This is a genomic window from Nonomuraea sp. NPDC050404 (assembly GCF_040655495.1).
Lineage (GTDB): Bacteria > Actinomycetota > Actinomycetes > Streptosporangiales > Streptosporangiaceae > Nonomuraea.
On the sequence record NZ_JBFAKB010000023.1, the window covers coordinates 155,137 to 180,036 of the forward strand.

Below are 24,900 nucleotides of genomic sequence, written 5' to 3' on the forward strand. Positions count from 1 at the left end.
CTCAATATCGCCGTGTCTAGCGATCGTGACCCCGCCCGTGGACGGCCCCTTCGGGCGCACGTTCAGCTTCGCCGACCCCGACGGCTACGTGATCACCATTCACGATCGGGCACGCCCGCCTCCTGGAGCTCGTCGTGCAGCCGCTGCGCGTCGTCGGCCTTGAGCCAGAGCGCCACGCCGGTGCCGGGCCGCTGGGGAAGCTGAACGCCGGGGAGCGGCTCGCGTACGGCGAAGGCGATGGGCTCGGTCGCGAACACGACCGCGTGCGGGGGGCCGGGGGCGCGCTTGAGCCCGAGGCGGGTCTCGTAGAACCCGGCGGCCTTTTCGAGGTCGCGGACCTGCAGGGCGACGAAGTCGATTCCGGTGACGGTCATGGATACTCCCTTTGCATGTCAGGACTTTGACATGAGTGAGCATATGTCAGAATTCTGACATGACGCAAGAAGACGCGAGGCGTACCGTCGGCTACCAGCTCAAGCGGGTGCAGGCGGCCCTGCGCGCGGCCATGGACGGCGCGCTGCGCGCGCACGGGCTCACGACGCCGCAGTACGTGTGCCTGGAACTGCTCGGGCAGCAGGCCAGGCTCTCGAACGCGGAGCTGGCGCGCGGGGCCTTCGTGACGCGTCAGTCGATGAACGTGGTGCTGCACAACCTGGAGGAGGCGGGGCTGGTGGAGCGGCCCTCGACGGCCCCCACGGGACGCGCGCTCCCGACGCGCCTGACGGCCTCGGGAGAACGGCTCCTGGAGGCCGCCAGGGCTGATGTGATGGCGATCGAACGCCGGATGACGTCCGGCCTGGACCGTGCCCAGGCGCAGATCCTCATGACGCAACTGGAGCACATGTCCGAACTGTTGTCCGAATGACGGCGGGCCGGTTACCCGCGTCCGTCGGTCCGGGCGTGTTCGGCGGCGGCGTGGGCGGCGCCGATGATGCCCGCCTGGTTCTCCAGGGCGGCGGGCTCCAGGGGTGTGTCGAGGTGGATGTGCGGCAGGAACTTGTGCGCCTTCCTGCTCACGCCGCCGCCGATCACGATCAGCGACGGCGAGAACAACATCTCGACGTAACGCAGGTACGCCTCGACCCGCTCGGCCCACTCCTCCCAGCTCAGGTCGTGCTCCTCGCGGGCCCGCGCCGAGGCCCGGTGCTCGGCGTCCTTGCCGTGGAACTGCAGGTGCCCCAGCTCGGTGTTGGGCACGAGCACCCCGTCGGTGAACAGTGCGCTGCCGATCCCGGTGCCGAACGTCAGCACCAGCACGGTCCCGCGCCGCCCCTTTCCGTGGCCGAACCTCGCCTCGGCCAGGCCGGCCGCGTCGGCGTCGTTCAGCACCGTCGCCCCGCCGAACAGCCCGGCCGCGTCGACGCCGATCCAGCCGCGGTCCACGTTCGCCGCCGTCTTGACCACGCCGTTCGCGACGACCCCGGGAAAGGTCACGCCGACCGGACCGTTCCAGTCGAAATGCGTCACGATGGAGGCCACTACCTCGGCCACCGCATCCGGCGCGGACGGCTCCGGTGTGGCCACGCGCAGCCGCTCTTCCAGCAGCTCACCGGTCTCCGTGTCGACCGGCGCACCCTTGATCCCGGAGCCGCCGATGTCGATGCCCAGAACGTTCATGCTCTACATCTCCCCCAACAGACGCCGGAAAACTATATTTCTGGTCGGCTGAACCCGCCTCCTGCCCTCCGCGTATCTCGCGTCACAAGCGCTAACTAGGAGGCAACGGATGCGGCCACGCATCATCACACTCTGCGCTGTTGCGGTCGTCTTGGGAGCGACTCTCACCTCTCCCGCACACGCCACCACCAGGACGCGATTCGACGTCACCCCCCTTGTGTCGGACGTCAAGGGCAAAGCCCCTGTCACCGACCCCAAGGTCGTCAACCCGTGGGGCCTGGCCATGGGAAAGACTCTCTGGGTTTCGAACACGGGCACCGGTAGCGCCACGGTCTACTCCGGCACGGGCAAGAAGGAGCAGACGGAAGTGGCCATCCCGGGTGGAGCCCCGACCGGCCAGGTGTTCAACCCGGGTGAAGGCTTCACCGTGAAGGGCAAGCCCGCCAGCTTCATCTTCTCCAGCCCGAGCGGCGCCATCTCCGGTTGGAACGCCGAGGTCGACAAGGCCAACGCGGTCATCGCGGCCTTCACCCGCGGCGCCGACTACAAGGGGCTGGAGCTCGTCCAGACCGAGGACGAGGCGTTCCTGCTGGCCGCGGACTTCGCCAGCGGGCGCATCCACGCCTTCGACGAGGATTTCCAGCGCATCCGCCTGGGCCGCTCGCAGTTCAGGGACCGGGCCCTGCCCGAGGGCTACAACGCGTACAACGTCGCGGTGGCCAACGGCAACATCTGGGTGGCCTACGCCCTGCGCGACCCGGAGACCGGCAAGCCCGTCTTCGGCAAGGGCAAGGGCTTCATCAGCCGCTTCAACGCCGAAGGCCGCCTGACCGGCCGCATCTCCCGCGTCGGGCTGAACGCCCCGTGGGGGCTGACCGCCGCGCCGCGCGGCTGGCGGGAGTACCGGGGCGCGCTGCTGGTCGGCAACTTCGGTGACGGCACCGTGCACGCCTACAAGAGCGGCCGGCACCTCGGCTCCCTGCGTACGTCCGACGGCAAGGCGGTCGTACTGCCCGGCCTGTGGGACATCGAGCCCGGCACCGCCGCGACCGGCGGCGAGAACTCGTTGTGGTTCTCCGCCGGCATCGACGGCACCAAGCACGGCCTGATCGGGGTCATCGCCCCGCAGGGGACAAAGGTGAGCTCCAGCGGGGCGGGCACGCCGTCCAGCAGCCCGTCGAGCAGCCCATCGCACCCATCAGGCCACAAGACGGGCGCCACTACCCAGCCACCCTCCCAGAATCCCTACGGCGGGTACTGACAGGCGCCCGGCCGCCGCCGTCCCCCGACCTGGTGAGAAGCGCAGCTCGCCCATATGGGCGGGGGGCGGCGGTCACGCGGCGTTTCCGGCGCGGTCAGCGCGAGCCGCGCCGGAAACAGCCTCAGCGGTACGGAACGCGGCAGGTACGGCTCCCCGAAGTACAGTCGGGGGCGTGAGTGAACGATCTTTCAGCGAGTGGCTCAGGCAGCAGTGCGAGCCCGGGTGGACCGCGGTGGTGACCCACCCCTTCGCGATGGCGATCAACCGGGGCACGGCGACCGGCGATGAGATGCGGCGCTACCTGGAGCAGGACTTCCAGTTCGTGGACTCCTTCACGGCGCTGCTCGGGGCGGCCGTGGCCAGTGCCGACACCTTCGAGGCGCGGGTGCCGTACGGGCAGTTCCTCGGGCAGGTGGCGACCACCGAGGAGAAAACCTACTTCCATCGGGCGCTGGCCGAGCTGGGCGGCCGGACGGAGGTGCCGCCGGAGCCGGTGACGGCGGCGTTCATCGCGCTCATGGGCGAGGTCCGGGCGGCACAGGACTACCTGAAGATCGCCGCCGTGCTGTGCGTGGCCGAGTGGTGTTACCTCGGCTGGGCCTCGCGGGCCACCGAGCCGCTGCCGGAGAGCTTCGTGTACCGGGAGTGGATCAGGCTGCACGAGGGCGAGGAGTTCCGCGCGTGGGTGGGTTTCCTGCGCGGCGAGCTCGACCGGCTGGGCGCGGATCTGGCGGAGGAGCGGCGTCAGGAGGTGCTGAGCGTGTTCCGCCGGGCCGTGGAGCTGGAGCGGGCCTTCTTCGACATGGCAGCCTCAGACACGACCTCGCACACGGTTTCGGACGCGAGCTCGGACGCGGCCGCCGGGGCGGACGCCTGACCCCTCTGCTAACCGAGCACGGCCGCCAAATCGTCATATTTCTGGTAATGGACGCCGGTCATCCCGAGCGTTCTGGCGGCCTCCACGTTCGGCAGCCGGTCGTCCACGAACAGGCAGCGCTCGGGCGCGACCCCGGCCCGCTCGGCGGCGATCTCGTAGATGCGGCGGTCGGGCTTGGCCACGCCGACCCTGGCGCTGCTGACCACGTCGTCGGCGAAGTGCGTCAGCCCCAGCAGGTCGATGTGCTGCTCCAGCGTGTCCATGGCGTTGGTCACGATGACCACCGGCACCTGCTGCTGCGCCCTGGCCAGCAACTCCTTGACCTGCTCATCCACCCAGAACCTGATCGCCAGGAACTCCGCCATGGCCCGGCGGGCGCGCTCGTCCCCGCCGAGCGCCACCGTGATCGACTCGGCCCACTCCGCCTCGGTGATCCGGCCGAGCGTCGCGGGCCCGATCACCTCGGGGTCGAAGGCCGTCTTCATGAGGGGCAGGCCGTAACGGGCCTCGATCTCGGCCTGGGCGGCGTGGTCGAAATGGCGCAGCACGCCGTCGAAGTCGGTGAGAACCGCGTCAAAGGGGATCACAGAACAGCATTCTGCCCCAGATGCGCGACCCGGAGGTCCCGCCACAGGTGCCGGGGCGACCGGCGGCACTACCATCTCCGAGACAGGATTCGGTATCGGAACGGTAGGGCATGAGCGATCATCGGCTGCCACGTGAGCTCAGCCGCCTGTTCGCCGACGGCGGCAGGGGGCGCAAACTGCCCGTGACGCTGCCGCCCGGTGAGGTGGTCTGGCCTGATCCCGGCTACACCGGGCAGGGCCCGGCGGCGCGGCCGGCGTTCTGGATGAGCGACGACCCGGTGAGCGGCGCGGACTGGACGCGGCTGCGCGAGTGGCACTCGCACAGCGGCCTGTGGCCGGTGCTGCTGGACGAGTCCGCCCAGCCCTGGGCGGTCGGGCAGGTCGTACCGGATGACTCCCGCCAGATCGAGCACTTCACCGCCGAGGGCTTCATGACCGAGGTGTGGCAGGAGTGGGTGGTGCAGATGCCGAAGGACGCGCTGGAGGAGCTGGATCCGTACGGCGCGATCTGCCCCGGCCCGGCCGCGCCCGGCACGCTGCGGGCCGAGCCCGGGGCGGTCGCCGACTGGCTGGCGGGCGAACTGGCGGTCAGGGACATGCCGCTCGGCCTGGTCGCGGCGAACCGGAGCGCGGACGCGCTGGTGGTCATGGGCTGGCAGGGGGCGCTGCACCACAACGAGTGGATGGTGCCCATGGCGGCGGTGGTGCGCAGCTGGGAGGACAGGTTCGGGGCGCGGGTGGTGAGCGTCGGCTTCAACACGCTGGAGCTGAGCGTGGCGGCGCCGCCGGTCGATCCGGAGCACGCGTTACACGTGGCGGCCGAGCACTGGACGTTCTGCCCGGACAACGTGGTGCAGGGACCCGGCGACCTGGAGGCGTACGCCGAGCAACTCGTCGGCCGACACGCCTGGTCCTTCTGGTGGGACTGAAAGGCCCTTTTTACGCTACCTTTAATGTCCGTGTCCTCGGGAGATCTCACACCGGAGTTGCTGCACTCCTCCTTGTGGGGTGACGCGCTGGTGGAGGCCGCGGGCATCCCCGTCTACGACATGCAGCTGGTGACGGTGGGCGGCGGCCTGGGCTCGTTCACGCTGCTGGACGTGCTGCGCATCCGGGGCGTGGCCACCTCCGCCATGAGGGTGCTCTCGACCAGCGACTCGCCCTGGCAGACGTGGGAGTACCTGACGCGCGTCTCGCAACTCCCGGCCCACGAGCGCATCCGCTCCGACTCGGGCGCGCGGCCCGACAACATCTGGGGCTTCCCCTCGTACGCGGTGCAGGAGGCCTGGCAGGACCGCTCGGTCAGGCCGCTGCTCCAGGTGCTCACCGAGCCGGTCATGGCCGACTTCTACAGCCCGAAGGCCGCGCTGGTCATGCGTACCGTGCAGCGCGAGGCCGACCGCATCGGCTACTGGCAGATGCTGGCCAAGGGCCAGGTGCGCATGGTCAGGAAGCGGCTGGGCGGCGGCTACTTCACCATCCTGACCCCGCCGGCGGGCAGCGGGCCGACCAAGCGGGTGGCGCTGCGCTCGCGGTTCGTGCATCTGGCCGTGGGCTATCCGGGGCTGAAGTTCCTCGACGACCTGCAGGAGTTCCGGCAGCGGCAGGGTGAGCGGTATCGGGTGGTGAACGCGTACGAGCCGCATGAGCACGTCTACGACCAGCTCAGCAAGCGTCCCGGCGTGGTGGTCGTGCGCGGCGCGGGCATCGTGGCCTCGCGCGTGTTGCAGCGCCTGATCGACGACAGGGAGCGGTACGGCCTGCGGACCCAGATCGTGCACCTGTTCCGCACCTACGTCACCGGCTCGCACGGCCCGCACGCGTTCATGCGCCGCAAGGGCGGCGACGGCTGGGCCTACCAGGCGTTCACGATGCCCAAGTCGGCCTTCGGCGGCCAGCTCAAGGCCCAGTTCCGCAGGGCGACGCCCGAGCGGCGGGCCCGGCTGGCCTCCCTGGTGGCCGGCACCACCACACCGAAGTTGTCCGGCTGGCAGGAGCAGCTGCGCCGGGCCAGGCGGGGCAACTGGTACCACCCGGTGCACGCCGAGGTGGAACGCATCGACCTGGCGCCCGACGGCCGGCTGGTCACCTATACGAACAGCGCGAACTCGGCGCCCATGCAGCACGTCTCCGACTTCATCATCGACTGCACCGGGCTGGAGGCCGACATGCCCGAGCACCGGGTGCTGGACGACCTGCTCAGGCACGGCGGCGCGCGCCCCAACAAGGCGGGCAGACTGCAGGTGGGCGAGCACTTCGAGGTGCTCGGCGCGGAGAACGGCGACGGCGTGCTCTACGCCTCGGGCGCGGCCACGGCGGGCAACCACTTCCTGGCCGTGGACAGCTTCATCGGCATGCAGACCGCCGCCCTGGACATCGCCGACGACCTGGCCGGGCGGGGTTTCTGCGGCGGGCTGGGGCCGGTCAGGTCCGTGTCGCAGTGGATCAGGTGGGCGGCGAACAGGGGTCCGGCTTGATCCCGACGCTGGCCGGGCGCCTGCAGACTCGGCTGTTCGTGCTGGCCACGGTGGGCGTCGTGCTGACGGCGCTGCTCACGCCGCTGCTGCCGATGTCCTTCGGCGACGCCTTCCTGATGTTGCTGGCCGTCGCCGTCGTGGGCGCCGGCTGGGAGCTGCTGTATCACCTGCTGATGCAGTTCCGCTGGGACAAGGACTGGCCGACATTGTTCGGCCTGGTCACGGCCGTCCCGGAGGGGCTGCTCATGTGGGGGCTGCTGGATCTCGGCCTGGTGCCGGGGGTGGACGGGCCGGTGGCCTTCTGGGCGTTCGCCGTCATGTTCGGCGTCGTCTGGCTGGGCCAGTGGCTGTTCGTGAACGGGCCCATGAGGGTGCTGTTCGTCAAGTGGCGGCATCGGGGTGGCCGCCTTCTGTAGAGGGGGATTCATGGGCGGAGTCGAGCTGGCTCGTCCGTTGTGGTTCTGGCTGGGCACGGTGGCCACGGTCGCGGGGGTGGTGCTGCACCTGCCGATGTACCTGCACAGCGCGGAGATGCACTACCGCCTGGCGGGCATGCCGATGGACCTGCCGATGACGATCGGCATGGTGCTGATCGTGGCGGGGCTGGTCGTCACCGCGTACGGGCTCGTGCCGCCGGGGGCGTTCACCACCAAGCCGGCCGGTGAGGTGCGGGTGCGGGCACTGGACGACCAGAGGATGCGCCCGGCGCACATCGGGTTGATCGTGGTCATGTCGGTGGCCGTGGTGATCGACGCGATGAAGCCGATCACGCTCGGCTTCGTCTCGCCCGGCATGGTCGAGGAGTACGGGCTCAAGTCACCGCTCAACCCCGGCGGCGACCTGCCGGTGGCGCTGCTGCCGCTGTTCGGCCTGACCGGGACGGTGCTGGGCTCGCTGTTGTGGGGCTGGCTGGGCGACAAGATCGGCCGCAAGCCCTCGATCCTGTACGCGGGCGTGTTGTTCATCGGCACCGCCATCTGCGGCGTGATGCCCTCCTTCGAGGGGAACCTGTTCATGTGCCTGGCCATGGGCCTGGGCGCGGGCGGCATGTTGCCGATCGCGTTCTCGCTGCTGGCCGAGACCATCCCGCCCCGGCACAAGGGCTGGGTGATGGTACTCATCGGCGGCAACCTGGCGGTGGCGTACCTGCTGGCGAGCTGGCTGTCGGCGACGCTGGCGCCGGACTACTCCTGGCGGGTGTTGTGGCTGGTCGGCCTGCCGACCGGGGTCTTCCTGATCCTGCTCAACCGCTTCATCCCCGAGTCGCCGCGCTTCCTGCTGGCCCACGGCCGCGACGCCGAGGCCCGCGCGGTCATGGCCAAGTACGGCGCCGCGCTCACCTCGCAGGCGGAGGTGGAGCGGGTCCGGGACGAGCACGAGGGCGGCTACTCCCGGCTGTTCAGGGCCCCGTTCACCGGGCTCACGGTGGCCGTGGTGATCCTGGGGCTGAGCATCGGCCTGGTCACCTACGGCTTCCAGCTCTGGATCCCGTCGAACCTGCGCCGGCTCGGGCTCGACCAGGCCACGGCCGACCAGGCGCTGGCGGACTCGACGCTGCTGGGGTTGCCGCTGATCTTCATCGCGGCGGCGATGTACGGCCTGTGGAGCGCCAAGAAGACGATCGTCGTGCTCTCGGCGCTGGTCGGCGCGGCGCTGCTGATGTTGTCGTTCTCCGGCGAGACGCTGGCGCAGGACCGTACGTGGCTCTACGTGCTGCTGGCCGGGCCGATCGTGGGAACGGCGGCGATCGCCGCGGTGCTGGCCGCCTACAGTTCGGAGATCTATCCGACCCGGGTGCGCTCGCGCGGCTCCGGGCTGTCGGCGGGCGTCGGCAAGTTCGGCGGCGTGGCCGTCACCGGCGTGCTGGTCGCGGGCGCGGCGGCCCCGTCCATCGGGATGACCTCGCTGCTCGGGGCGGTGCCCCTCGTGCTGGCCGTGCCGGCGGTGCTGGTGTTCGGCGTCGAGCCCGCCAAGGGCCCGGCCGGCGAACCGGCCGAACCCGCGGCGGCTTAGCGGGGGTCAGGGAATCCGGGCCACGGCGCCGTAATTACCGGACGCGCTGGGTTGTTCGGCACAGACGATGTCGTGGCCATGGGGCCGCCATTCCGGGACCCACACCAGTCCCGGCTCGACCAGCACCAGACCTTCGAGCAACGCCGCGACCTCCTCACGGGTACGAATCGCGTGACCGGGAAGCGTCATCGCCAGCAGGTCGTGAATGGCCGGCAACAACTCCGGCGGAATGGCGTCGAACGTGGTCTGCAGCAGCGACAGATAACTTCGCTCCGGCACGACCTGCCTGATCCGCTTGATCACGAAATGGAAGTACTCGTCGTCGTTCAGGCTGTGGGCCGACAGCAGCAACACGGCCATGGGCCGGTCCCAGTCGAGGAACGTCTGCAGGACCCGGTCATCGAGCAGGTCGTCGATCTCGCGCACGTCGCCCTCTACGACGCGTACGAGGTCGGTGACGGGCTCGATGGTCGCCCTGGCTCCGGCCAGCACCATAGGGTCGTTCTCCACGTAGACCACGCGCGGCACCGAGGCGCGCAGGGCGTCACGGGCCACGTCGTGCAACTGCCTGCCGGGCGGCAGGCCGCTCGGCACACCACTTCCGATGATCAAGAACTGGTCGACGCCCCGTGTCGCCAGGTGACGGACCACACGGCATAAATATTGGAGCACGGCCCTGGCGGCCGTCGTGGTGATGGGGGCGGCCTGATCATAGCGGCGCATTACATCTCTGTCCGCCACGAAGTTGTTCTTCCCACCCGCGGCGGCGTCGAGAATTCGGGTGATCCTGGCTTGGGCCATCTCCAGCTTCGCCAAGTTTCGGATGGCACGCTGACGCATTGAGTGTTGCCCCTTTCCCCTCGCCCACTACCTCAGGAAAAGCTAGATCCTTGCGGATCCCCACTCGATGACCCAGACCATATGATCCTCGCTGCACGGCGAAAGACAACCGGAAAACCCATTGATTGTGGATATACCTACGTAACCATTTGTTGGTACAAACGCGCGGGAAATGATCAGATCCCCAGCGAACGCGAAAGCCTTTCGCGATGGAAATTCAAGGTCTCGAAGGTCTCGTCGCGCGTGGTCGTCGTCACCGACAGCTTCGTGAACGCCTGGTGGAAGGACTCCACCGCGCCCGGCTCGGTGATCAGCGCGTCGGACTCGATGCCGTGGGCGCAGGCGATGTCGGGCTCGAACGCCTCCGTGAAGCGCCACAACGTGAACGGGCCGGTGCGCGGCACGTACGCGGGGTCGTCCAGCGGCACCACGTGCAACGAGACGTTGGGCCGCTTGGCGTGCTCGATGAGCACCTCCAGCTGCCTGAGCTGCACGTGCTGCCCGACGATCGAGCGCGTCAGCACGCTCTCGTCCACCACGGCCCACAACACCACGCCGCTGTCGCGGGCCACCGCCTCCTGGCGGGCCAGCACGAGGGCCAGCGCCTCCTCCACCGTCTGCTGCCCGAGCGTCGCCGGGCCCGCGACGGTGATGGCGGCCCTGGCGTATTCCTCGGTCTGCAGCAGCGGCGGGACGAACTGGTTGTGGTACGTGCGGATCACCGTGGCCCGCTGTTCGAGCGCGTAGCCGGTGGCCAGCCAGACCGGCACCGACTGCGCGTCGTACCAGGCGGCCTCGCGCTCGCCCCTGGCCAGTGACAACACGTACTCGCGGATGGGCGGCACGGAGACGCCGTAGACGGTCAGCAGGCGCTCGACGGTGATGGGCGCAGGAGCGAGCCTGCCCTCCTCGATCGCGGGGATCGCGGCGGCCCCTCTGCCGATCGCGGTATCCACCTGCTCGACGGAGAGCTGGGCGGTCAGGCGCAGGCCGTGCAGGCGCTTGCCGAGCGCCCGGCGCTGCGGGCCGCTCAGCGGCGCGACCGCCTCGGGGATGTCGGAGGTCGGCTCCGGCTCCTCGGGCAGGCCCTCGGCCTTGCGGGCCAGCTCCACCACGCCGCGCAACACGGCCAGCGAGCCCTCCGAGAGCCCCGAGGCGGACAGGCCGATGGTGGCGGCACGCAGTTGCAGGTCCTCGACAGAGCCGGATTCGAGGAAGTCGTCGCCGACCAGCCAGCCGACGCTCACCTGCAGGCAGGAGGCCAGCGCCCGCAGCACCTGGAGCGTGGGGTTGGTCTGCTTGCCGGTACGGAGCTGGCTGACGTAGGCACGGGTGATCGGGATGCCGGCCTCCGTCAGGGCGGAGGCGACCTGAGCGCCGGTGTAGCCGCGCTTGGTCAGCGCGAGATCGAGCCGCTCGGCGAAGTTCGCCACGGCACACCTCCTACCGCCCGTGAACGCCTCAAGCGTAAGGGACACGAGCCCCACTGTCCCCTGCCATGCGGGGCAGCTCTGCCCCGCGCGTCGCTAACAACTTATGCGCAAACTGTCAGTTGACATAGCCCTGTCGTGAAGCGGACTATCGGAGCACGTGGTAACTGAGGCTTAACAGCCCAAGGGTTCTGAAGAGATCCCCGGCGAGGAGGTGGCCGGACGTGACCATGGATTCCCCGGACGCTGTCTGGTTGGACACTGCCTGGCTCTGTGAAGGCCCGGTCTCCACCGGGCAGGAGCAGGTCGTTCAGCGCATCTGCGCCCGCGTGGCGGGACCCGCGGCCGACGCCGGCGTGCACGTCGTGAGCCTGCCGCTGGGCGGCGTCGAGGTCTGGCTGGACGACCCCCGTCACCGCTGGCGTTTCCACCACCGGATGGCCCGCGAGCTGCGGCTGGCCGGATGGCACACGGAGACCAGCCCCGATCGGCTGCTGTTGCTCGGGTGGAGTGCGGTCTGCCTGAGCCACCGCGCCAGGATGCTGGCGGCGGCGCTGACCGGACGGCTGGCCGACTTCGACAAGACGGCGTTCACGGCCGTCATGGTGGCCACCCGGCTGAGTCACGATGACTTCCCTGCCGAGCGGCTGGCGGCCGAGGTCGAGTCGTGCTGCGCCGGCGAACTGCGCTGGCCGGCCCGGCTGGCCGATCTCGACGGGCTCGAACGGCGGTCGTCGCTGGAGCCCATGCGGCTCAGGCTGGCCCAGGTGGCCGGACTGGAGGTCAAGGTGGGGCTGCGCTGCGGCGAGCATCTCGCGCTGGCCTCGAAGGTCGCGCGGATGGTGGCCGGCGGTGCGGGACCGGCCAGGACGCGCACGTCCCTGCCCCTGCCAGGACCGGCGGAACACACGGCCGGAGCGGGGGCGGCAGAACGCATGGCCGGCCGCGATATGACCGAGCGCATGGTCGACCGAGGGCTGACCGAGCGCATGGTCTGCGTCAGCGTGCCCAATGTGTCCGAGGACACGACCGTCGAGAGCGCGGTGACGGCGCGATGACACTGACGCCCGTACGCGAACACCGGACCGCACCGGTCCCGGCGGCCTGCCCGCCGCGACCGGCAGCGCGGCCGGCCGCCCGCGGGCGTCCTCTCAAGCTCTTCGGCGGGGCGGGCGTGCTCACGCCCGGCCCGGCCCTGTCCTGCCAGGACGCGACGGCGGTCATCACGGCCGCGTCCAGGCAGGTGCTGCCATCCGGCGGCGGGCGGTCTCCGGCCGGGCACGGCCGGTCCGCCCCATGTGCGGGACCGGTGGCAGCGTCAATGACGCCGGCCCCGGCGCTTCCCAACCCCCCCGGCACCGTGCGGCACGTGCCCGACCTAGTCGGTGCGGTGCTGTTGGCCAGCGCGGTCGCGGCTGGCGTGCTGGCCATCTCGAGGGGTAGCGCCTGGGGTCGGTCTTCTTCCCGTTCGCTGGGTCGCGCGGGCGCCTTCGCCGTGCTCGCCACGGGATCGCCGATCCCGTGGCGGGACCGGTGGCGCCCGCGCGACCCGCGGCGGCGCGACGGCCCGGCGGCGATGACGGCCGCGCTGGTGGCCGTCGCGCGGGCCGCCGTTCTGCTCGCCGCCACGGCGCAGGTGCGGGTCGCCGGGGCGTCGGGACGTGAGACCGGACCACGATCTCAACGCGCGGCGGAAGAGGGGCCGGCGATGTCTCGCCGGCTCCTCGCCGGTCCGCGCGGCGACCCCGACCAGGTACGCGGCGAGGCCGAGAAGGAGCGGGCCCGCTTCGGAGCGTTCTGTCCATCCCCTACCGGAACCACCAACCCGCGATAACCAGGAGCGATCATGCTCTCCGAAGAGCTGCGCAGGTCACAACCGCACGAAGTGCACGCACGGGGCGTACCGCCCGGCGCGCCGCCGCCCTCATGGGGTGAGAGCCGGTCTCCCACTGAGTCGGCGCGAATCACGCAGAGCGCGGGATCGGCGCGGACCGTGCACAGTTTGCGTCGCATCCGCCAGGTGTCCGTCGAGGCCATCACCGAGATAGACCAGGCGCTGCGGCACCGCGCCTCCTGATCCGCTCGACCTTCCCGCACAGGAGGAAGACCATGCGCACCGTCCGGGGCATCCAGTGAGCCGCGGCAGGATCGGCGTGATCGTGGCTCCCGCGAACCCGTCGGCGGAACCGGAGCTGACCAGGCTGCTCGGCTCCCGGGCCGACATGCACGTCGCCCGCCTCCCCGTACGCCCGGGGCCGTCCCTGGCGGACCGGCTGGACAGCTACAACGCGGCCCTGCCCGCCATGGCGGGCGTCTTCGACGGCCTGCGGCTCAGCGCGCTGGTCATGGCCTGCAGCGAACCCCGCTACCTGCTCGCGCCCGAGGAGGACCGCGAGCAGTGCGACGAACTGACCGCGGCGACCGGGGTGCCGTTCGCCACGGCCACGCTGGCCATGCGTGAGGCGATGGAGCACGTGATGGCCGGCGACATCGTGCTGGTCTCGCCGTACCAGCCGTGGGTGACGGACCTGGCCGAGCGGTTCTGGAAGTCCGCCGGGGTGGACGTCTCCCGCGTGGTGCAGGTACGGGCCCGCGACGGCTACTCCTCCTACGCGGTCACTCCCGCCGAACTGATCAGCCAGGTCGAGCCGGCGGAGTTACCCGGGGACGCCGTGCTGCTGTTCACCGGCACCGGGCTGCCCACGTTGCCCGTGTTGCGCCGGCTGACCAGCGGCAACGACCGGACGGTGCTCACCTCCAACCTCTGCGTGGCCTGGTGGGCCCTGTCCAGGGCCGTCGGGCGGCACGTGACGCTCAGCCGCGTGCCCCACCGCCGCCGCGTGACGGCCCAAGGGGGGCGCACGGCATGAAAGGCGTCATCGTCGTCGGAGCCGGCCCCGCCGGGCTGACCGCCGCGCTCGCGCTGGCCAGGGCGGCGATCCCGGTCACCGTGCTGGAGCGCGAGAGCGAGCCGCCCCGCCACGCGCGCGCGTGCACCTTCCACCCCGCCACGCTGGACCTGCTGGACGATCTCGGCGTCGCCGCCAGGCTCGTGGCCGCGGGCCGGGTGGTGGACCGGGTGCAGTGGCGTGACCGGCCCGGGACCGTACTGGCCGAGATGGGTATGAACCGGCTGGACGGCCTGACCAAGCATCCGTTCAGGATCCACGCCGACCAGGCTTCGCTGACCTCGTTGCTGCTCTCCGCCCTGAGCGTCTACCCGGACGTGGACGTGCGGTTCGGCACCCACGTGGACGGTGTGGCGGAGGGCGGCACAGGGATCCGGGTCCGCGTCGGCCACACCTGGACGCGGGCCCGGTACATGATCGCCGCCGACGGCGCGCACAGCACCGTACGCGGCTCGCTGGGCCTGCCCTTCCCCAGGTCCGCCTATCCGACGCAGGCGCTGCGCGTCTTCACCGACTCGCCGCTCGACCGGCTGCTGCCGAGCCTGGCGCCGCTGACCCACGTCCGCGACGTGCAGCAGTCGTGCACCCTGATCGGGCTGCGCGACCACTGGCGGATCATCTTCAAGATCCCCTGCGACACGCACGAGCCACTGTCCATCTCGAACCTGTCCCTGCTGCTCCGCAGGGCCCTGCCGGGAGCCACCGAGCCGATCCGGGTGACCGGCGCCGACCGGTTCGAGTTGTCGAAGGGGGTGCTGACCTCCTACCGGTGCGGGCGGGTGCTGTTCGTGGGCGACGCCGCGCACCTGACCTCGACGGTCGGCGGGCTGAACATGAACGCGGGCATCCACGACGCCGCCGAGGCCGGGCGGGTGATCGCGGCCGTCGCCGGCGGCTACGCCCGGCCCGCCGCGCTGGAGGCCTGGGCCTGGCGGCGGCGCTCCGTGCTGCTGCACCGGGTGATCCCGCGCAGGGAGGCGCGGCTGGCGGGCGTGCGTGAGCGCGACAGCGCCAGGCTCGCGGCGGCCATGGCGGGGTTACGGGCCATCGCGGGGGATCCCGACGCCACGCGCGCGTACCTGGCGCAGGCGTCGCTGCTCGACGCTCCCGATCCCGCCGTGCCGGGTTCCGCCGGAAGGACTTAGCACGACCCGTACGCGTCCACGTACCGATAGGAGGAGGTGACACCGGATGTGGCGAACCCTGTCCGACGACGCCCGCCAGGCCATCCGCGACCTGTGCGACAAGCACGGCGCCCGCCTCTACGACTACTGCCGCACCGAGCTCGCCACGGGCGACGCCGAGCAGGCGGTCGCCGGCGCCGCGATGACGGCGCACCTGTACGTGGACCGCGTGGTGGACCCCGGCCTGCGACGACCCTGGTTGTACGCGGTGGCCCGCGCCCACCGGGCGGTCGTGGCCAAGCCCGCCAGCATCGGCTCCTGGTCGCGGCCCGGCCGCATGTCGGAGCTGCTGCCCGAGGCGCTGCTGTCCCTGGATCGCCCGCGGCGCGAACTGCTCGACCTGGCCGTACGGCACGGCCTGGCCGATGCGGAGATCGCCGTGATCTTCGAGCTGCCCGAGGCCGAGGTGCGCGCCATCGTGACGCGGGCCGCCGCCGGCCTGGAGGAGTGGTTCGCCGCGATCATGGCCGCGCGCTCCCCCGACGGATGTCCCGACCTGACGGCACGGATGGCGGAGTGGGTCACGGCTCCCGGCCGGCGGGCCAGGGCCAGGATCGGCCGGCACATCCAGTCCTGCGCGACCTGCCGGGCCGCGCCCAGGACCATGACGGCGGAGGCGCTGCTGCGCCGGCTGCCGATCGCGTCGTTGCCCGGCACACTTCCCAACCGGCTGGCGTTGGCGCAGCCGTTGCCCGGCGAGGGGCCACTATGGCGAGCCGACGGCTTTCCTGTGCAGGCCCGCACACTGGTGGAGACCGGCCTTTCGTCCCCGGATCCGCCGGTCGCCAACGCCACGCCGTCCCTCCCGGTCGCCGACCCCACGACGGCGACGCCGGGAAAGCCCTGGTCGGCGGCGGGCGCGGCCGCCGCCGACCAGGAGCATCACCCACCGACCGTCCCCGGCCAGCGGCACCGTCCCGCGCCCATGCCCGGCCCTGGGCCGCTGGCGGCGCCCGTCGCGAACCACGAACCTCCCCCTGCCCACAATCCCAACCACCGATCGCCTTTCCCGGCCAATGGGTCGAACCACCGGCCACCCGCCCCGGCGCATGACGCCGACAACGGATCCGCCCCGGCACACGGATCCTCCCCGGCTCACGGATCTCCCCCGGGTCACGGCCCGGACCACCGGCCGCCTCCCCCGGCGCATGACATGCCGCTCGCCGCCCCCGTGGACATCCCCGCGGACGTCCCTGCGGACGACGCAGGTCAGGAGCAGCAGGCGGCGCCGGCCGTACGCGGACGTCATCCCTTCACGCCGCCGAGCCGGTTGCGCCCCTTCCGCGGCGGCGCCTACGGCGACAAGCTCGTCTACACCACCTCGACCAAAGGCGAGAGCAACGGCGTCCACGACCAGGGCGCGATCGTCCGCTACGGCGGCATCACCCTGTCCTCGCTCAACCAGGGGCCAAACGGGGACGGCGAGCAGTGGCAGGAGTTCTGGCGCAACCCGCCCGAGGATGAGGACGATCCCGAGCCGGGCACCCCGATCAGGGCCGTGGCCAGGCTCGGGCTGATCATGGGCGTGGGCCTGCTGGCGGCCGGGCTGATCTGGGCCGTCATGAACGCCCGCGAACATCCGGCCACGCTCACCAAGGCCGCCGCGCAGACGAGCGTGCTGCTGCAGGAGCCCTCGCGCCGGGTGGCCGAGGTCACCACCGCCGAGGCCGCCCCGGCGTCGCGGCTGAAGGCCGTGCCCAGGAAGGCCGAACTGCCCAGGCCGGCGCCGCCGGTGGCGCGCCTGTCGCCGTCGTCGGAGTGGCTGGGCGCGGCGCGTACGGGATCGTTCTCGCTGTCGTGCACGGGCCGGTGCGAGATCATCTCGGCCACCGGCACGAACGGCATAGCCGTCTCGGGGACCCGCTTCCGCGTCAGGGAGCCACGGGACGGTTGTGCGGCGGAGCCGCAGGTGCGGCGCGGGCAGATCACCGTCCGGTGGGCCGGCAGGACCACCGGCGACGGCCGCCGCACCGGCGGCACCACCACCGCCAGGGGCACGCTCACCATGAACGTGGCCTGGACGGCCGCCCCGCGCGACGACGTGCTGATGGTCGACGCCCGCGGCGGCGTCCACATGAGGGGCTGCGGGTAGGAGCCGGCGGCTCCCACCCGCAGAGGGGGTTTAGTAGAACTGGAACTCAGGCTCGGGCTCGGGCAGGTCCAACCGCTCGGGACCGCGGAACCTGGAGGTGTCCTTCGGTACGTCGGCCAGCGGCGTGCCCAGCACGAACGGCACGCTGACGCTGCTCCTGGCCAGGTCGACGGTGACGTTCGCGCCGGTTCCCGCCTCATTGCCGTAGGTCGAGTCGGTTCCGGCGATCACCAGGCCGATCCTGTGGCCCTTCTTGAAGGTGTAGTCCTGCGGCAGCGTCAGCCACTTGACCTTGCCGTACGTGCCCGCGGGCAGCGGCTCGGCCCGGCTGAGCGAGTCGCGGTTCTGCACGTCGATCCAGCCGCGGGCGACGATCTCCAGTGGGCGGGTGGCCACGTTCGTGACCACCTTGCGGTAGCAGGCGTCGTCGGCCGCGGTGCTCTCCCCGTGGCAGTCCTCCTCGGTGAGCGTGGTGATGCCCTGGCCGCGCCGCCAATCGACTCGTTCGGTCTCGCCGAAGTCGACCAGGAGTGCGGTCAGGTTGGAGGTGGGCTTGTCCAGCTTGACCCGCAGGTCGGCGGTGGGCGTGCCGGACAGGCGCAGGTTGAGCGGGAGCGCGCCGGTGGTGAACGCCACCCGGCCCGGCTTCGCCGTGCCCACGTCGGCGACCATGTCCTCCTCACTCATGCGGACGTCGGTGAAGGTGGCGGTGCTGTTCCTGGCGGCGGGTCGCAGGCCGAGCGAGCCGTCGGCCGCGGGTCGCAGCGACGCCCTGAGCGCGAACGGCGCGGGCCAGTCCCGCTGGGTGATCCACTGCTTCGGGCCGATCTCGACGTCGGCGCGGGGCTCGTTCGTGATCCCGTTGCGCACGCCGTGCAGCCAGTGGTCGAACCAGCGGTGCAGCGTGTCCACCCACAGGGTTCTGCGGCCCTCGAAGTCGAACGGGTCCACGTGCTGGGTCTGGCCGACCCAGATCTTGCGCGGCACGTGCCGGTCGGCCAGGGCCTTCCACCAGGTGGAGAAGTTGTCGGGCTTGACGTTGAGGTCGTTGACCGTGTGGATCACGAAGACGCTGGCCTTGACCTTGGAGACGTCGCCGAGCAGGCCCTCGATGTAGTCGCGCTCGGCCCAGAACGGATTGTAGTTGCCGGTGTCGTCGCCGTCCTCGGCGTCCATCTTGTCGCGTACCGGCTTGCACTTGGGCTCTGGGTCGGTGTCGACGTAGTTGGCCAGCCAGGAGGCGTAGTCGTAGTTGTAGATGACGCCGTTCGAGCGCTGGTACTTGTACCAGGAGCTGATCGCCGAGATGGGCACGATGGTCTTGAGGCCCTCGACGCCGGTGGCGGCGACGGCGTTGGCCAGGGTGCCGTCGTACGATTTGCCGATCATGGCGGACTTGCCGGTCGTCCAGTCGGCCACGGCCGGGCTGCCGTCGGCCCTGACGGCCTTGGCGCGGCCGTTCAGCCAGTCGATGACGGCCTTGCCGCCCAGCACGTCGGCCTTGCCGCCGATGTCCGGGCAGCCTTCGGACCTGGTGGTGCCGAGCATGTCGACGTTGAGCACGGCGTAGCCGCGGGGTACGAAGTAGTTGTCATAGAAGAGCGGAAATTTCGCGACATTTCCGGCGGCGTCGTAAATCTTGCGCTCTGACTCGTTTCCTCGGCCTGAGTTGTCGTAGTACGGGCTCTCGTCGATGACCACCGGCACCCTGAGCCCCGGGCCGGACTCCTTGGGCCTGATGATGTCCACCCTGACCTTGTCGAGCTTGCCGTCCAGGTCGCTGTCGACGGTCGACTCGACGTACACGTGCTCGCGGATGGCGTCGGCGTACGAGAAGACAGGCTGCGTACGACCGTTCTCGATCTTGATCGTGGGAACGGCGGCGGTGGCGGCCTGAGCGGGTGTCGCGATCGCGAGGGTGAGGGCGACGGCGAAGAGGGCTGGGCGTAATTGGGACACGCGTGACCTCCGGGACAGATAACCAGATAGAACGGAATCTCTCAGACGGCCCGGGAGGTGGCAATATCCGAGGTGTGGATGTTCTGGACAGAATCCGAGGCTGCCTCCTGGGCGCCCGCGTCACCGCTGGTCACGCTAGTGGCACCGGCGCCGGAAAGGGCGACGGCGCGCCGGTCGGCCCCGGCAGGCGGGAGGCTACGGTCGAGGCGGTCCGCCGGGCGTACCTGCGCTGGCTGGACACCCAGCAACACCACTCACCGCCGGACGGGGACCTCCCCCACCGGACGGGGCGGCTGCGGGAGGAGCAGTGGCTGTACTCCCGGCGCGCCCCGGGCAACGCCTGCCTGTCGGGCCTGCACCGCCCCTTTCCCGGGCCGTCCACGTGGGGCGCGCCGGGCCCGGTGAACTCCGACTCGAAGGGCTGCGGCACGGTGATGCGCTCGGCCCCGTTCGGCCTGCTCCCCTTCCCGTCCTACGAGGAGGACGTGCGGGAAAACGCCGGGGCCGCGCGAGAAGGAGCCGGGGCCGTGCAGGACGTGGGCGCGCAGGAAGGCGCCGAGACCGTGCACGACTTGGCGGTGCGGGAGCGTTCGAGTTGTCGGCGGCCTGCGCGCAGATCACCCACGGCCACCCGACCGGCTACCTCGCCGCGGGAGCCTTCGCGGCGATCATCGCGCACCTGATGACCGGCGAGGCCCTGGAGTCCGCCGTCCGCCGGGCCATGGACCTGCTGGCCACCTATCCGGGCCACGAGGAGACCACCACGGCCCTGCGCGCCGCCGTGCTCCTGGCGGCCGGCGGCGGCCACTCGCCCGAGGCGGTCGAGTCACTGGGCGGCGCCTGGGTGGCCGAGGAGGCGCTGGCCATCGGCGTCTACAGCGCCCTGGCCGAGCCGTCAGTGGACAAGGCGCTGCTGCTGTCGGTCAACCACTCGGGCGACAGCGACTCCACCGGCTCGGTGTGCGGCAACCTCCTGGGCGCGCTGCACGGCGCGAGCGTGCTGCCCGCCGCCTGGCTCCGCCCGCTGGAGGGCAGGGACACGATCGAGCGCCTCGCCGCCGAACTCGCCTGACGGCGTCACGGCCCGTCACTCCCGTCCGGCAGCATCTAGGGTGGATGTCTCCAGCCGATGAGGAGAAGGTGCATGCGTAACGTCGCTCGGACTTCGCTCGTGGACGCCGCGATCGCCGAGCTCCGCCGGGAGATCGCCGCGGGGGTGTGGCCGGTCGGCACCAAGATCCCGTCCGAGAGCCGTCTGGCGGAGAGCCTGGGCATGAGCAGGCTGTCGGTACGGGAGGCGGTGCGGGTCCTGGCCCACGCGGGGCTGCTGCACACCAGGCAGGGCGATGGCACGTACGTGACCGCGACCGACGAGTCCAAGGTCGCGCTGCGTCGCCGGCTCGACACGGCCGCCGCCATGGACATCATCGACGTACGCCGCGGGCTCGACCTGGTCGCGGCCCGCCTGGCCGCCGGCCGGCGCACGGAGGAGGACCTGATCGCGATGCGCGCCACCCTGGCCCGCAGGGACGCGGCGGCACGCACCGGCGACCTCGACGGGTTCGCCGACGCGGACGTGGACTTCCACCTGCAGGTCGCGGACTCGGCCCACAACGCGCTGCTGGGCGACCTCTACCGCAGCATGAGCGACGCCCTGCGCGACAGCGTCAGAGACCAGGAACAGGCGGCCCTGACCCCGGACTCCTCGCACGCGGAACTGCTGCGCGCCATCGAGGAGGCAGACCCGGCCAAGGCGGTCGCGGTCTCAGTCTCCATCCTCGACCAGCAGGAACGCCACCTCTGAACCACCCCTCCCCGGCCTGCCGCGCCTGGCCGCAGGCGTGGTAACGAAACAGCGGGAAGTCTTTGAGCGAACATGCCAAATCAGTACACGTGTTCGATGACCGGGATGACGCGGAGCCGGTCAGGACACTAGGCTGTTTGCTGTGAGCCGCTGGGACGACAGGGAACGCGCCGCGATGGTGGCGCTGCTTCGCCGCACCCCCACGGAGAAGGGCGAGCGTGAGCTTGTCCAGCGACTCACCGAAGAGGCGTCGCCAGTGGCGGTGCTGCGCGAACGCCTGGATCCCGTCGACCTGTTCTCCGATCCGATGGAGGAAGCGCTGGCGGGCGCAGGAGAAGAGATCTCCTCCTGGGAGCAGGACGGCATTCACGTCATAACCATGGGAGACCGGCGTTACCCCCACCGATTGCGCGATGTGTTCGATCGGCCTCCGCTGCTGTTCGCCCGCGGGGCGGTCCTTGAGGAGGACGACGGGGTAGCGGTGGTCGGCTCCCGAACGGTCTCACCACAGGGCCGGGCCCTTGCCGCCGAGCTGGCGACCCGGCTGGTCGAGCGCGGTCTCACCGTTGTCTCAGGGCTGGCCGCGGGCGTTGACACCACGGCTCATGAGGCCGCGCTTCGCGCGGGCGGCCGGACAGTGGCCGTTATCGGCACCGGGATCCGTAAACACTTCCCCCCCGAAAATCGCGACCTCCATCGAGTGGTGGCCGAGCAAGGGGCCGTGTTCTCTCAGTTCTGGCCGGACAGAACACCCGACAAGACGACGTTTCCCCTGCGCAACGGCACGATGTCGGGCTATAGTCTGGCGACGATCATCGTTGAGGCCAGCGAGCGGAGCGGGACTCGCATCCAGGCGCGTAAGGCCGTGGAGCATGGGCGGCCCGTGATCTTGATGCGGTCAGTCGTCGATCGCACTCAGTGGGGACGGGTCACGGCGGACAAACCCGATGTCCACGTGGCCAAGGACGCTCATGAAGCGATGACCATCGTCGATGAGTTGATGGACCGTCCACTCCAGCTTGAGAGATTTCTTTCCCGGATGGGCTGACGCGATTGGCGGAGACGCTACCGGTGCTCCAGGAGATGATTCGCGAGCGGCTTGGCGCGATCATGACGAATCCCCTTCAGATTCCGAACGTCACCTGTGAGGTCTGCACAGGGCCGCTCGCTTCGCAATACACGCGGTGCTACCGCTGTAATGAGGATGCCCGCAGGGGAGACGTGCCCGTCGCACGGCGGGTCGTCCCGTTGACCTACGCCGTGGTGGGCACTCAGGCCGACCGGGACATGTATCGGTACAAAGATCCAATGCCCGCTGCTCAGCGGCTTCGCAATCCCTCCTACCAACGGTTACTTCTCCTTCTTCTGGGTTTCGCCCAGACGCACGCGTCGTGTCTCGACATCGTGGCGTCCAAGCCTGTCACCGGCATGACGACGGTCCCCTCACTCAGGGGACGGCCGGGCGTCCATCCCCTCGCTGTCCTGGCGTCCGTCCTGCCCGGCCATTGGGCCCCCGTGGAGCTCGAAGCCGCCGTGGGAATCCCTGAGGCCCAGCGCCGTGATCTGCGGCCCGGACACTTCATCGTGCCCGAGCCGAGCACAGTGACGGACAAACACATCCTCGTGCTCGAGGACACCTGGGTGCAGGGCGGTCACGCTCAGTCGGCGGCTTCCGCGCTCCTGCTCGCGGGAGCCTCGGAGGTGACGATCCTCGTCATCGCGCGCCGTATCCGTACAGACTCGCCGCGATCGCTCACCGAAGCATCCATGCAGCAGATTCTCACCGACCGCGAGTACTCCGTGAGCATCTGTCCGGTCATCGGCAGGAGTTGTCGCCACTGGCCACCACATCCCCGGCCCACGTCATGGGCCGCCCCATCGGGCCAGGAGGACTGAGGCCGCGGTCTCCATCCTCGACCAGCAGGAACGCCACATCTGAACCGGGGTGCGCCCCGACGCGTGCCGCTCGGGGAAGGGCGGCGTCAGGGCGCACCCCGGTGGTCCGCTAGCCGGAGATGACGACCGTGTCGGCGGACGGCTCGGACGGCTCCTCCCGCCTGCGTCGCAGCACGGTCAGGCGCAGCGCCGCCACGGCCAGCAGGGCGCCGACGCCGGCGGCGATGAGCAGCGTGTACGCGGGCACGCCGCCGGACTCGGCCGCCGCCGTCTGCTCACGTGGTGTGGCGGTCGCCTGGGGAGCGGCGGGCGCGCCGACGGCGAGGCCGATCTTCTCTCCTGGCGCGAACCCGGGCGGCCGCACGTCGCCCCAGTAGTCCTCGCCCCCGGGCAGCACCATGTCCTGCGCCACAGGGTTGATCTTCAGCGAGCCGGGCACGGTGAGCGTGCCCACCTCGTACGGCTCGAACGGCCCCTGGATGCCCTGCACCCGCCACACGCCCCGCGGCACCACCACCGACGTCGCGTAGTGCGCCGCCTCGGGCAACGCCGTGCCCGCGAAGGTCAGGCTCTCGCCGCCCGAACCCGTGAACCGCAGCCCGACCGGCTCCATCTTCCCCTCGAATGGATGGTTGCCGTGCTGCAGCACCCAGAACCCCAGCGCGTACGACTCCCCGTCCTCGAACCGGGACGGCGCCGGATCCATGTACGTCACGGCCCAGTTGCCGGCCGCGGCGACCGGCAGCGCCCCGACGACCAGCACCAGCACTCCGGCCAGCACGACCAGGAGCTTCCTCATGTGACCACCTCCGGTGTTGGTACACCGCAGGCGCGTCCGAGGTTCTCCGGAGCCCCCGTTAGATATGCGACATTTCCTGAAAGGGCGCGCACAATGGGGGCGAGGAGGCCTGCGCCGTGTCCGCCGCCGGACGTGAATATCTGACCGCGATGCTCGACGTGCTCGTGTACGAGAACGTATTGATCGCGTGGCGACGGATGCCACTGGGCGGATACATGATCGTTTCCCATGAGGGCGAGGAGATCAGGCTGACCGCGCAGCAGGCCGACATGTGGTCCCGAGGCGCCTTCGCGGTCTACCTCGCCCTGGTCGACCAGCGCCGCATCCGCCCCCGCATCCCCGGCGACACCACCCAGAACTGAACGCCACCCAGAGCTGAGCGCCGCTCAGAGATGACGGCCGCTCAGAGATGACCGCCGCTCAGAACTGAGAGCCAGGATGGCGGCCGGTCTCGTACGACCCGCCGCCAACCCGCTCCCTCAGGATGCCCGGTTGTTCATGAACTGCGAGATCTTCCACTCCCCGCCGTTCCGCGTGAGCACGAACAGCTCACGGAGGTTCTTGTTGCCCTGCTTGCTCGTTGCCGTGACGATCGCGTCATCGTCCCCTGCGGTCTTGGTGTCCCCGACGGTGTGTGTGGCGTCCCCCATGCCGTTCGCGCCCTGGAGCTGCTTCTGGAACAGGCTGCGGATCGCCTGGCTGCCCTCCGCCGTGGCCTGCCCGTCCACCGCCGCCATGCCGTCGTCGGCGAAGGCGCTGACGACCTGGTCCACGTTCCCGGACTTCAGCGCGCTGAAGAAGCCCTGGACGGCCGACTGCGGCTCGCCGCCGCCTTCCCCGGTGCCGCTCGGCGACGCCTCGCCCGAGTCCGTCGTGTCGGGAGAATCGCCGGGCGACATGGAGTCCATGTCCGTGGGGACCGCCGCCCCCTTCATCGCCTGTGTGTTGTTGCTCGCGGAACAGCCCGCGAGCAGGAGGGCGGGCACTAGTGCGGCCAGCAGGAGTGCCCTGCGCTGAGAAATCTTGCTCATGGCCGCTTGATGCCCCCGCCGATCAACCGCGAATGCGCGGTTTAGGCACTCCGCACAACCCCTTTACCTGGTACGGGCACAGCTCCCGGCGAAACGGGAGAGGTTCACGGGATTTGAAGAGACC

General features: G+C 70.5%; 27 protein-coding genes and 1 pseudogene. 20 read left to right on the forward strand and 8 right to left on the reverse strand.

The window, feature by feature from the left end; all coding sequences use genetic code 11:
- Positions 1-22: 22 nt before the first annotated feature.
- Positions 23-112, forward strand: a pseudogene (locus AB0I81_RS46090) (VOC family protein); the annotation flags it as partial.
- Here AB0I81_RS46090 and AB0I81_RS46095 read toward each other — a convergent pair.
- Positions 93-374, reverse strand: coding sequence for a VOC family protein (locus AB0I81_RS46095; RefSeq protein ID WP_360671865.1), 282 nt, complete (start codon positions 372-374; stop codon positions 93-95). The pseudogene AB0I81_RS46090 and the gene AB0I81_RS46095 sit on opposite strands and share 20 nt — an antisense overlap.
- 59 nt (positions 375-433) lie before the next feature.
- Here AB0I81_RS46095 and AB0I81_RS46100 point away from each other — a divergent pair, with 59 nt between their 5' ends.
- Positions 434-865, forward strand: coding sequence for a MarR family transcriptional regulator (locus AB0I81_RS46100; RefSeq protein WP_360671868.1), 432 nt, complete (start codon positions 434-436; stop codon positions 863-865).
- A gap of 11 nt (positions 866-876) precedes the next feature.
- Here the strand turns inward: AB0I81_RS46100 and ppgK are convergent, their stop codons facing one another.
- Entirely contained in the window at positions 877-1,617 is a 741-nt protein-coding gene (ppgK, locus tag AB0I81_RS46105) for a polyphosphate--glucose phosphotransferase (RefSeq protein WP_360671871.1), read from the reverse strand.
- Positions 1,618-1,726: 109 nt separating this feature from the next.
- On the opposite strand from ppgK, the gene AB0I81_RS46110 reads away from it, so the two are divergent.
- Both AB0I81_RS46110 and AB0I81_RS46115 read left to right on the forward strand, forming a co-directional pair.
- On the forward strand, positions 1,727-2,878 hold the full coding sequence (locus AB0I81_RS46110) for a TIGR03118 family protein (protein WP_360671873.1): 1,152 nt from the start codon (positions 1,727-1,729) through the stop codon (positions 2,876-2,878).
- A gap of 172 nt (positions 2,879-3,050) precedes the next feature.
- Positions 3,051-3,755 (forward strand): TenA family protein, encoded by a 705-nt coding sequence (locus tag AB0I81_RS46115; protein WP_360671876.1) that lies wholly within the window; start codon positions 3,051-3,053, stop codon positions 3,753-3,755.
- Positions 3,756-3,763: 8 nt separating this feature from the next.
- Here the strand turns inward: AB0I81_RS46115 and AB0I81_RS46120 are convergent, their stop codons facing one another.
- Positions 3,764-4,342, reverse strand: a complete 579-nt coding sequence (locus tag AB0I81_RS46120; RefSeq protein WP_360671878.1) for an HAD-IA family hydrolase — start codon at positions 4,340-4,342, stop codon at positions 3,764-3,766.
- Between the two features lie 110 nt (positions 4,343-4,452).
- Between AB0I81_RS46120 and AB0I81_RS46125 the strand changes: the two genes are divergently transcribed.
- Genes AB0I81_RS46125 through AB0I81_RS46140 form a run of 4 tightly spaced genes read left to right on the forward strand, consistent with a single transcriptional unit; the run spans position 4,453 to position 8,832 of the window.
- Positions 4,453-5,271, forward strand: a complete 819-nt coding sequence (locus AB0I81_RS46125) for a DUF4253 domain-containing protein (RefSeq protein ID WP_360671881.1) — start codon at positions 4,453-4,455, stop codon at positions 5,269-5,271.
- 24 nt (positions 5,272-5,295) lie between these two features.
- Positions 5,296-6,819: a hypothetical protein gene (locus AB0I81_RS46130; protein ID WP_360671884.1), complete on the forward strand. Its 1,524-nt coding sequence runs from the start codon at positions 5,296-5,298 to the stop codon at positions 6,817-6,819.
- A complete protein-coding gene (locus tag AB0I81_RS46135; RefSeq protein ID WP_360671887.1) occupies positions 6,816-7,235 on the forward strand; it encodes a hypothetical protein in 420 nt (139 codons plus the stop codon). Before AB0I81_RS46130 ends, AB0I81_RS46135 begins: the two co-directional genes overlap by 4 nt.
- A 10-nt stretch (positions 7,236-7,245) precedes the next feature.
- Entirely contained in the window at positions 7,246-8,832 is a 1,587-nt protein-coding gene (locus AB0I81_RS46140; protein WP_360671890.1) for an MFS transporter, read from the forward strand.
- 6 nt (positions 8,833-8,838) lie between these two features.
- On the opposite strand, the gene AB0I81_RS46145 is transcribed toward AB0I81_RS46140, so the two are convergent.
- Together AB0I81_RS46145 and AB0I81_RS46150 are read right to left on the reverse strand one after the other, a co-directional pair.
- On the reverse strand, positions 8,839-9,648 hold the full coding sequence (locus AB0I81_RS46145) for an SAM-dependent methyltransferase (protein ID WP_360671892.1): 810 nt from the start codon (positions 9,646-9,648) through the stop codon (positions 8,839-8,841).
- Between the two features lie 200 nt (positions 9,649-9,848).
- A complete protein-coding gene (locus AB0I81_RS46150; protein WP_360671895.1) occupies positions 9,849-11,105 on the reverse strand; it encodes a Scr1 family TA system antitoxin-like transcriptional regulator in 1,257 nt (418 codons plus the stop codon).
- A 221-nt stretch (positions 11,106-11,326) separates the two neighbouring features.
- Between AB0I81_RS46150 and AB0I81_RS46155 the strand changes: the two genes are divergently transcribed.
- From AB0I81_RS46155 to AB0I81_RS46180, 6 genes are all read left to right on the forward strand, one after another.
- Complete coding sequence (locus tag AB0I81_RS46155; protein WP_360671898.1) at positions 11,327-12,160, forward strand: hypothetical protein; 834 nt, start codon at positions 11,327-11,329, stop codon at positions 12,158-12,160.
- 311 nt (positions 12,161-12,471) lie between these two features.
- Positions 12,472-12,936, forward strand: a complete 465-nt coding sequence (locus tag AB0I81_RS46160) for a hypothetical protein (protein WP_360671901.1) — start codon at positions 12,472-12,474, stop codon at positions 12,934-12,936.
- A 12-nt stretch (positions 12,937-12,948) separates the two neighbouring features.
- Positions 12,949-13,179 carry a hypothetical protein gene (locus tag AB0I81_RS46165; RefSeq protein WP_360671904.1) on the forward strand — a complete coding sequence of 77 codons (231 nt, stop codon included), beginning with the start codon at positions 12,949-12,951 and terminating at the stop codon, positions 13,177-13,179.
- Between the two features lie 76 nt (positions 13,180-13,255).
- Entirely contained in the window at positions 13,256-13,972 is a 717-nt protein-coding gene (locus AB0I81_RS46170) for a hypothetical protein (RefSeq protein WP_360671907.1), read from the forward strand.
- The gene (locus AB0I81_RS46175; protein ID WP_360671910.1) at positions 13,969-15,156 is read left to right on the forward strand and encodes an FAD-dependent oxidoreductase; all 1,188 of its coding nucleotides are present in this window, start codon (positions 13,969-13,971) and stop codon (positions 15,154-15,156) included. The genes AB0I81_RS46170 and AB0I81_RS46175 overlap by 4 nt, the downstream gene beginning before the upstream one ends.
- Positions 15,157-15,202: 46 nt before the next feature.
- The gene (locus AB0I81_RS46180) at positions 15,203-17,287 is read left to right on the forward strand and encodes a hypothetical protein (protein WP_360671913.1); all 2,085 of its coding nucleotides are present in this window, start codon (positions 15,203-15,205) and stop codon (positions 17,285-17,287) included.
- A 30-nt stretch (positions 17,288-17,317) separates the two neighbouring features.
- Here the strand turns inward: AB0I81_RS46180 and AB0I81_RS46185 are convergent, their stop codons facing one another.
- A complete protein-coding gene (locus tag AB0I81_RS46185; protein ID WP_360671916.1) occupies positions 17,318-19,246 on the reverse strand; it encodes a Xaa-Pro dipeptidyl-peptidase in 1,929 nt (642 codons plus the stop codon).
- Positions 19,247-19,320: 74 nt separating this feature from the next.
- On the opposite strand from AB0I81_RS46185, the gene AB0I81_RS46190 reads away from it, so the two are divergent.
- The 5 genes from AB0I81_RS46190 (at position 19,321) to AB0I81_RS46210 (ending at position 22,946) form a co-directional block, all read left to right on the forward strand.
- Positions 19,321-19,929 (forward strand): ADP-ribosylglycohydrolase family protein, encoded by a 609-nt coding sequence (locus tag AB0I81_RS46190; protein ID WP_360671919.1) that lies wholly within the window; start codon positions 19,321-19,323, stop codon positions 19,927-19,929.
- Positions 19,842-20,318 carry an ADP-ribosylglycohydrolase family protein gene (locus AB0I81_RS46195; protein ID WP_360671922.1) on the forward strand — a complete coding sequence of 159 codons (477 nt, stop codon included), beginning with the start codon at positions 19,842-19,844 and terminating at the stop codon, positions 20,316-20,318. The genes AB0I81_RS46190 and AB0I81_RS46195 overlap by 88 nt, the downstream gene beginning before the upstream one ends.
- 72 nt (positions 20,319-20,390) lie before the next feature.
- Entirely contained in the window at positions 20,391-21,050 is a 660-nt protein-coding gene (locus AB0I81_RS46200) for an FCD domain-containing protein (RefSeq protein ID WP_360671925.1), read from the forward strand.
- Between the two features lie 142 nt (positions 21,051-21,192).
- A complete protein-coding gene (locus AB0I81_RS46205) occupies positions 21,193-22,098 on the forward strand; it encodes a DNA-processing protein DprA (RefSeq protein WP_360671928.1) in 906 nt (301 codons plus the stop codon).
- Between the two features lie 23 nt (positions 22,099-22,121).
- Positions 22,122-22,946 (forward strand): hypothetical protein, encoded by an 825-nt coding sequence (locus tag AB0I81_RS46210; RefSeq protein WP_360671930.1) that lies wholly within the window; start codon positions 22,122-22,124, stop codon positions 22,944-22,946.
- Between the two features lie 109 nt (positions 22,947-23,055).
- Here the strand turns inward: AB0I81_RS46210 and AB0I81_RS46215 are convergent, their stop codons facing one another.
- Complete coding sequence (locus AB0I81_RS46215) at positions 23,056-23,745, reverse strand: hypothetical protein (RefSeq protein WP_360671933.1); 690 nt, start codon at positions 23,743-23,745, stop codon at positions 23,056-23,058.
- 116 nt (positions 23,746-23,861) lie between these two features.
- Between AB0I81_RS46215 and AB0I81_RS46220 the strand changes: the two genes are divergently transcribed.
- Positions 23,862-24,107, forward strand: coding sequence for a hypothetical protein (locus AB0I81_RS46220; RefSeq protein ID WP_360671936.1), 246 nt, complete (start codon positions 23,862-23,864; stop codon positions 24,105-24,107).
- A 117-nt stretch (positions 24,108-24,224) separates the two neighbouring features.
- Here the strand turns inward: AB0I81_RS46220 and AB0I81_RS46225 are convergent, their stop codons facing one another.
- Positions 24,225-24,776 (reverse strand): nuclear transport factor 2 family protein, encoded by a 552-nt coding sequence (locus AB0I81_RS46225; protein ID WP_360671939.1) that lies wholly within the window; start codon positions 24,774-24,776, stop codon positions 24,225-24,227.
- Positions 24,777-24,900 lie beyond the last annotated feature (124 nt).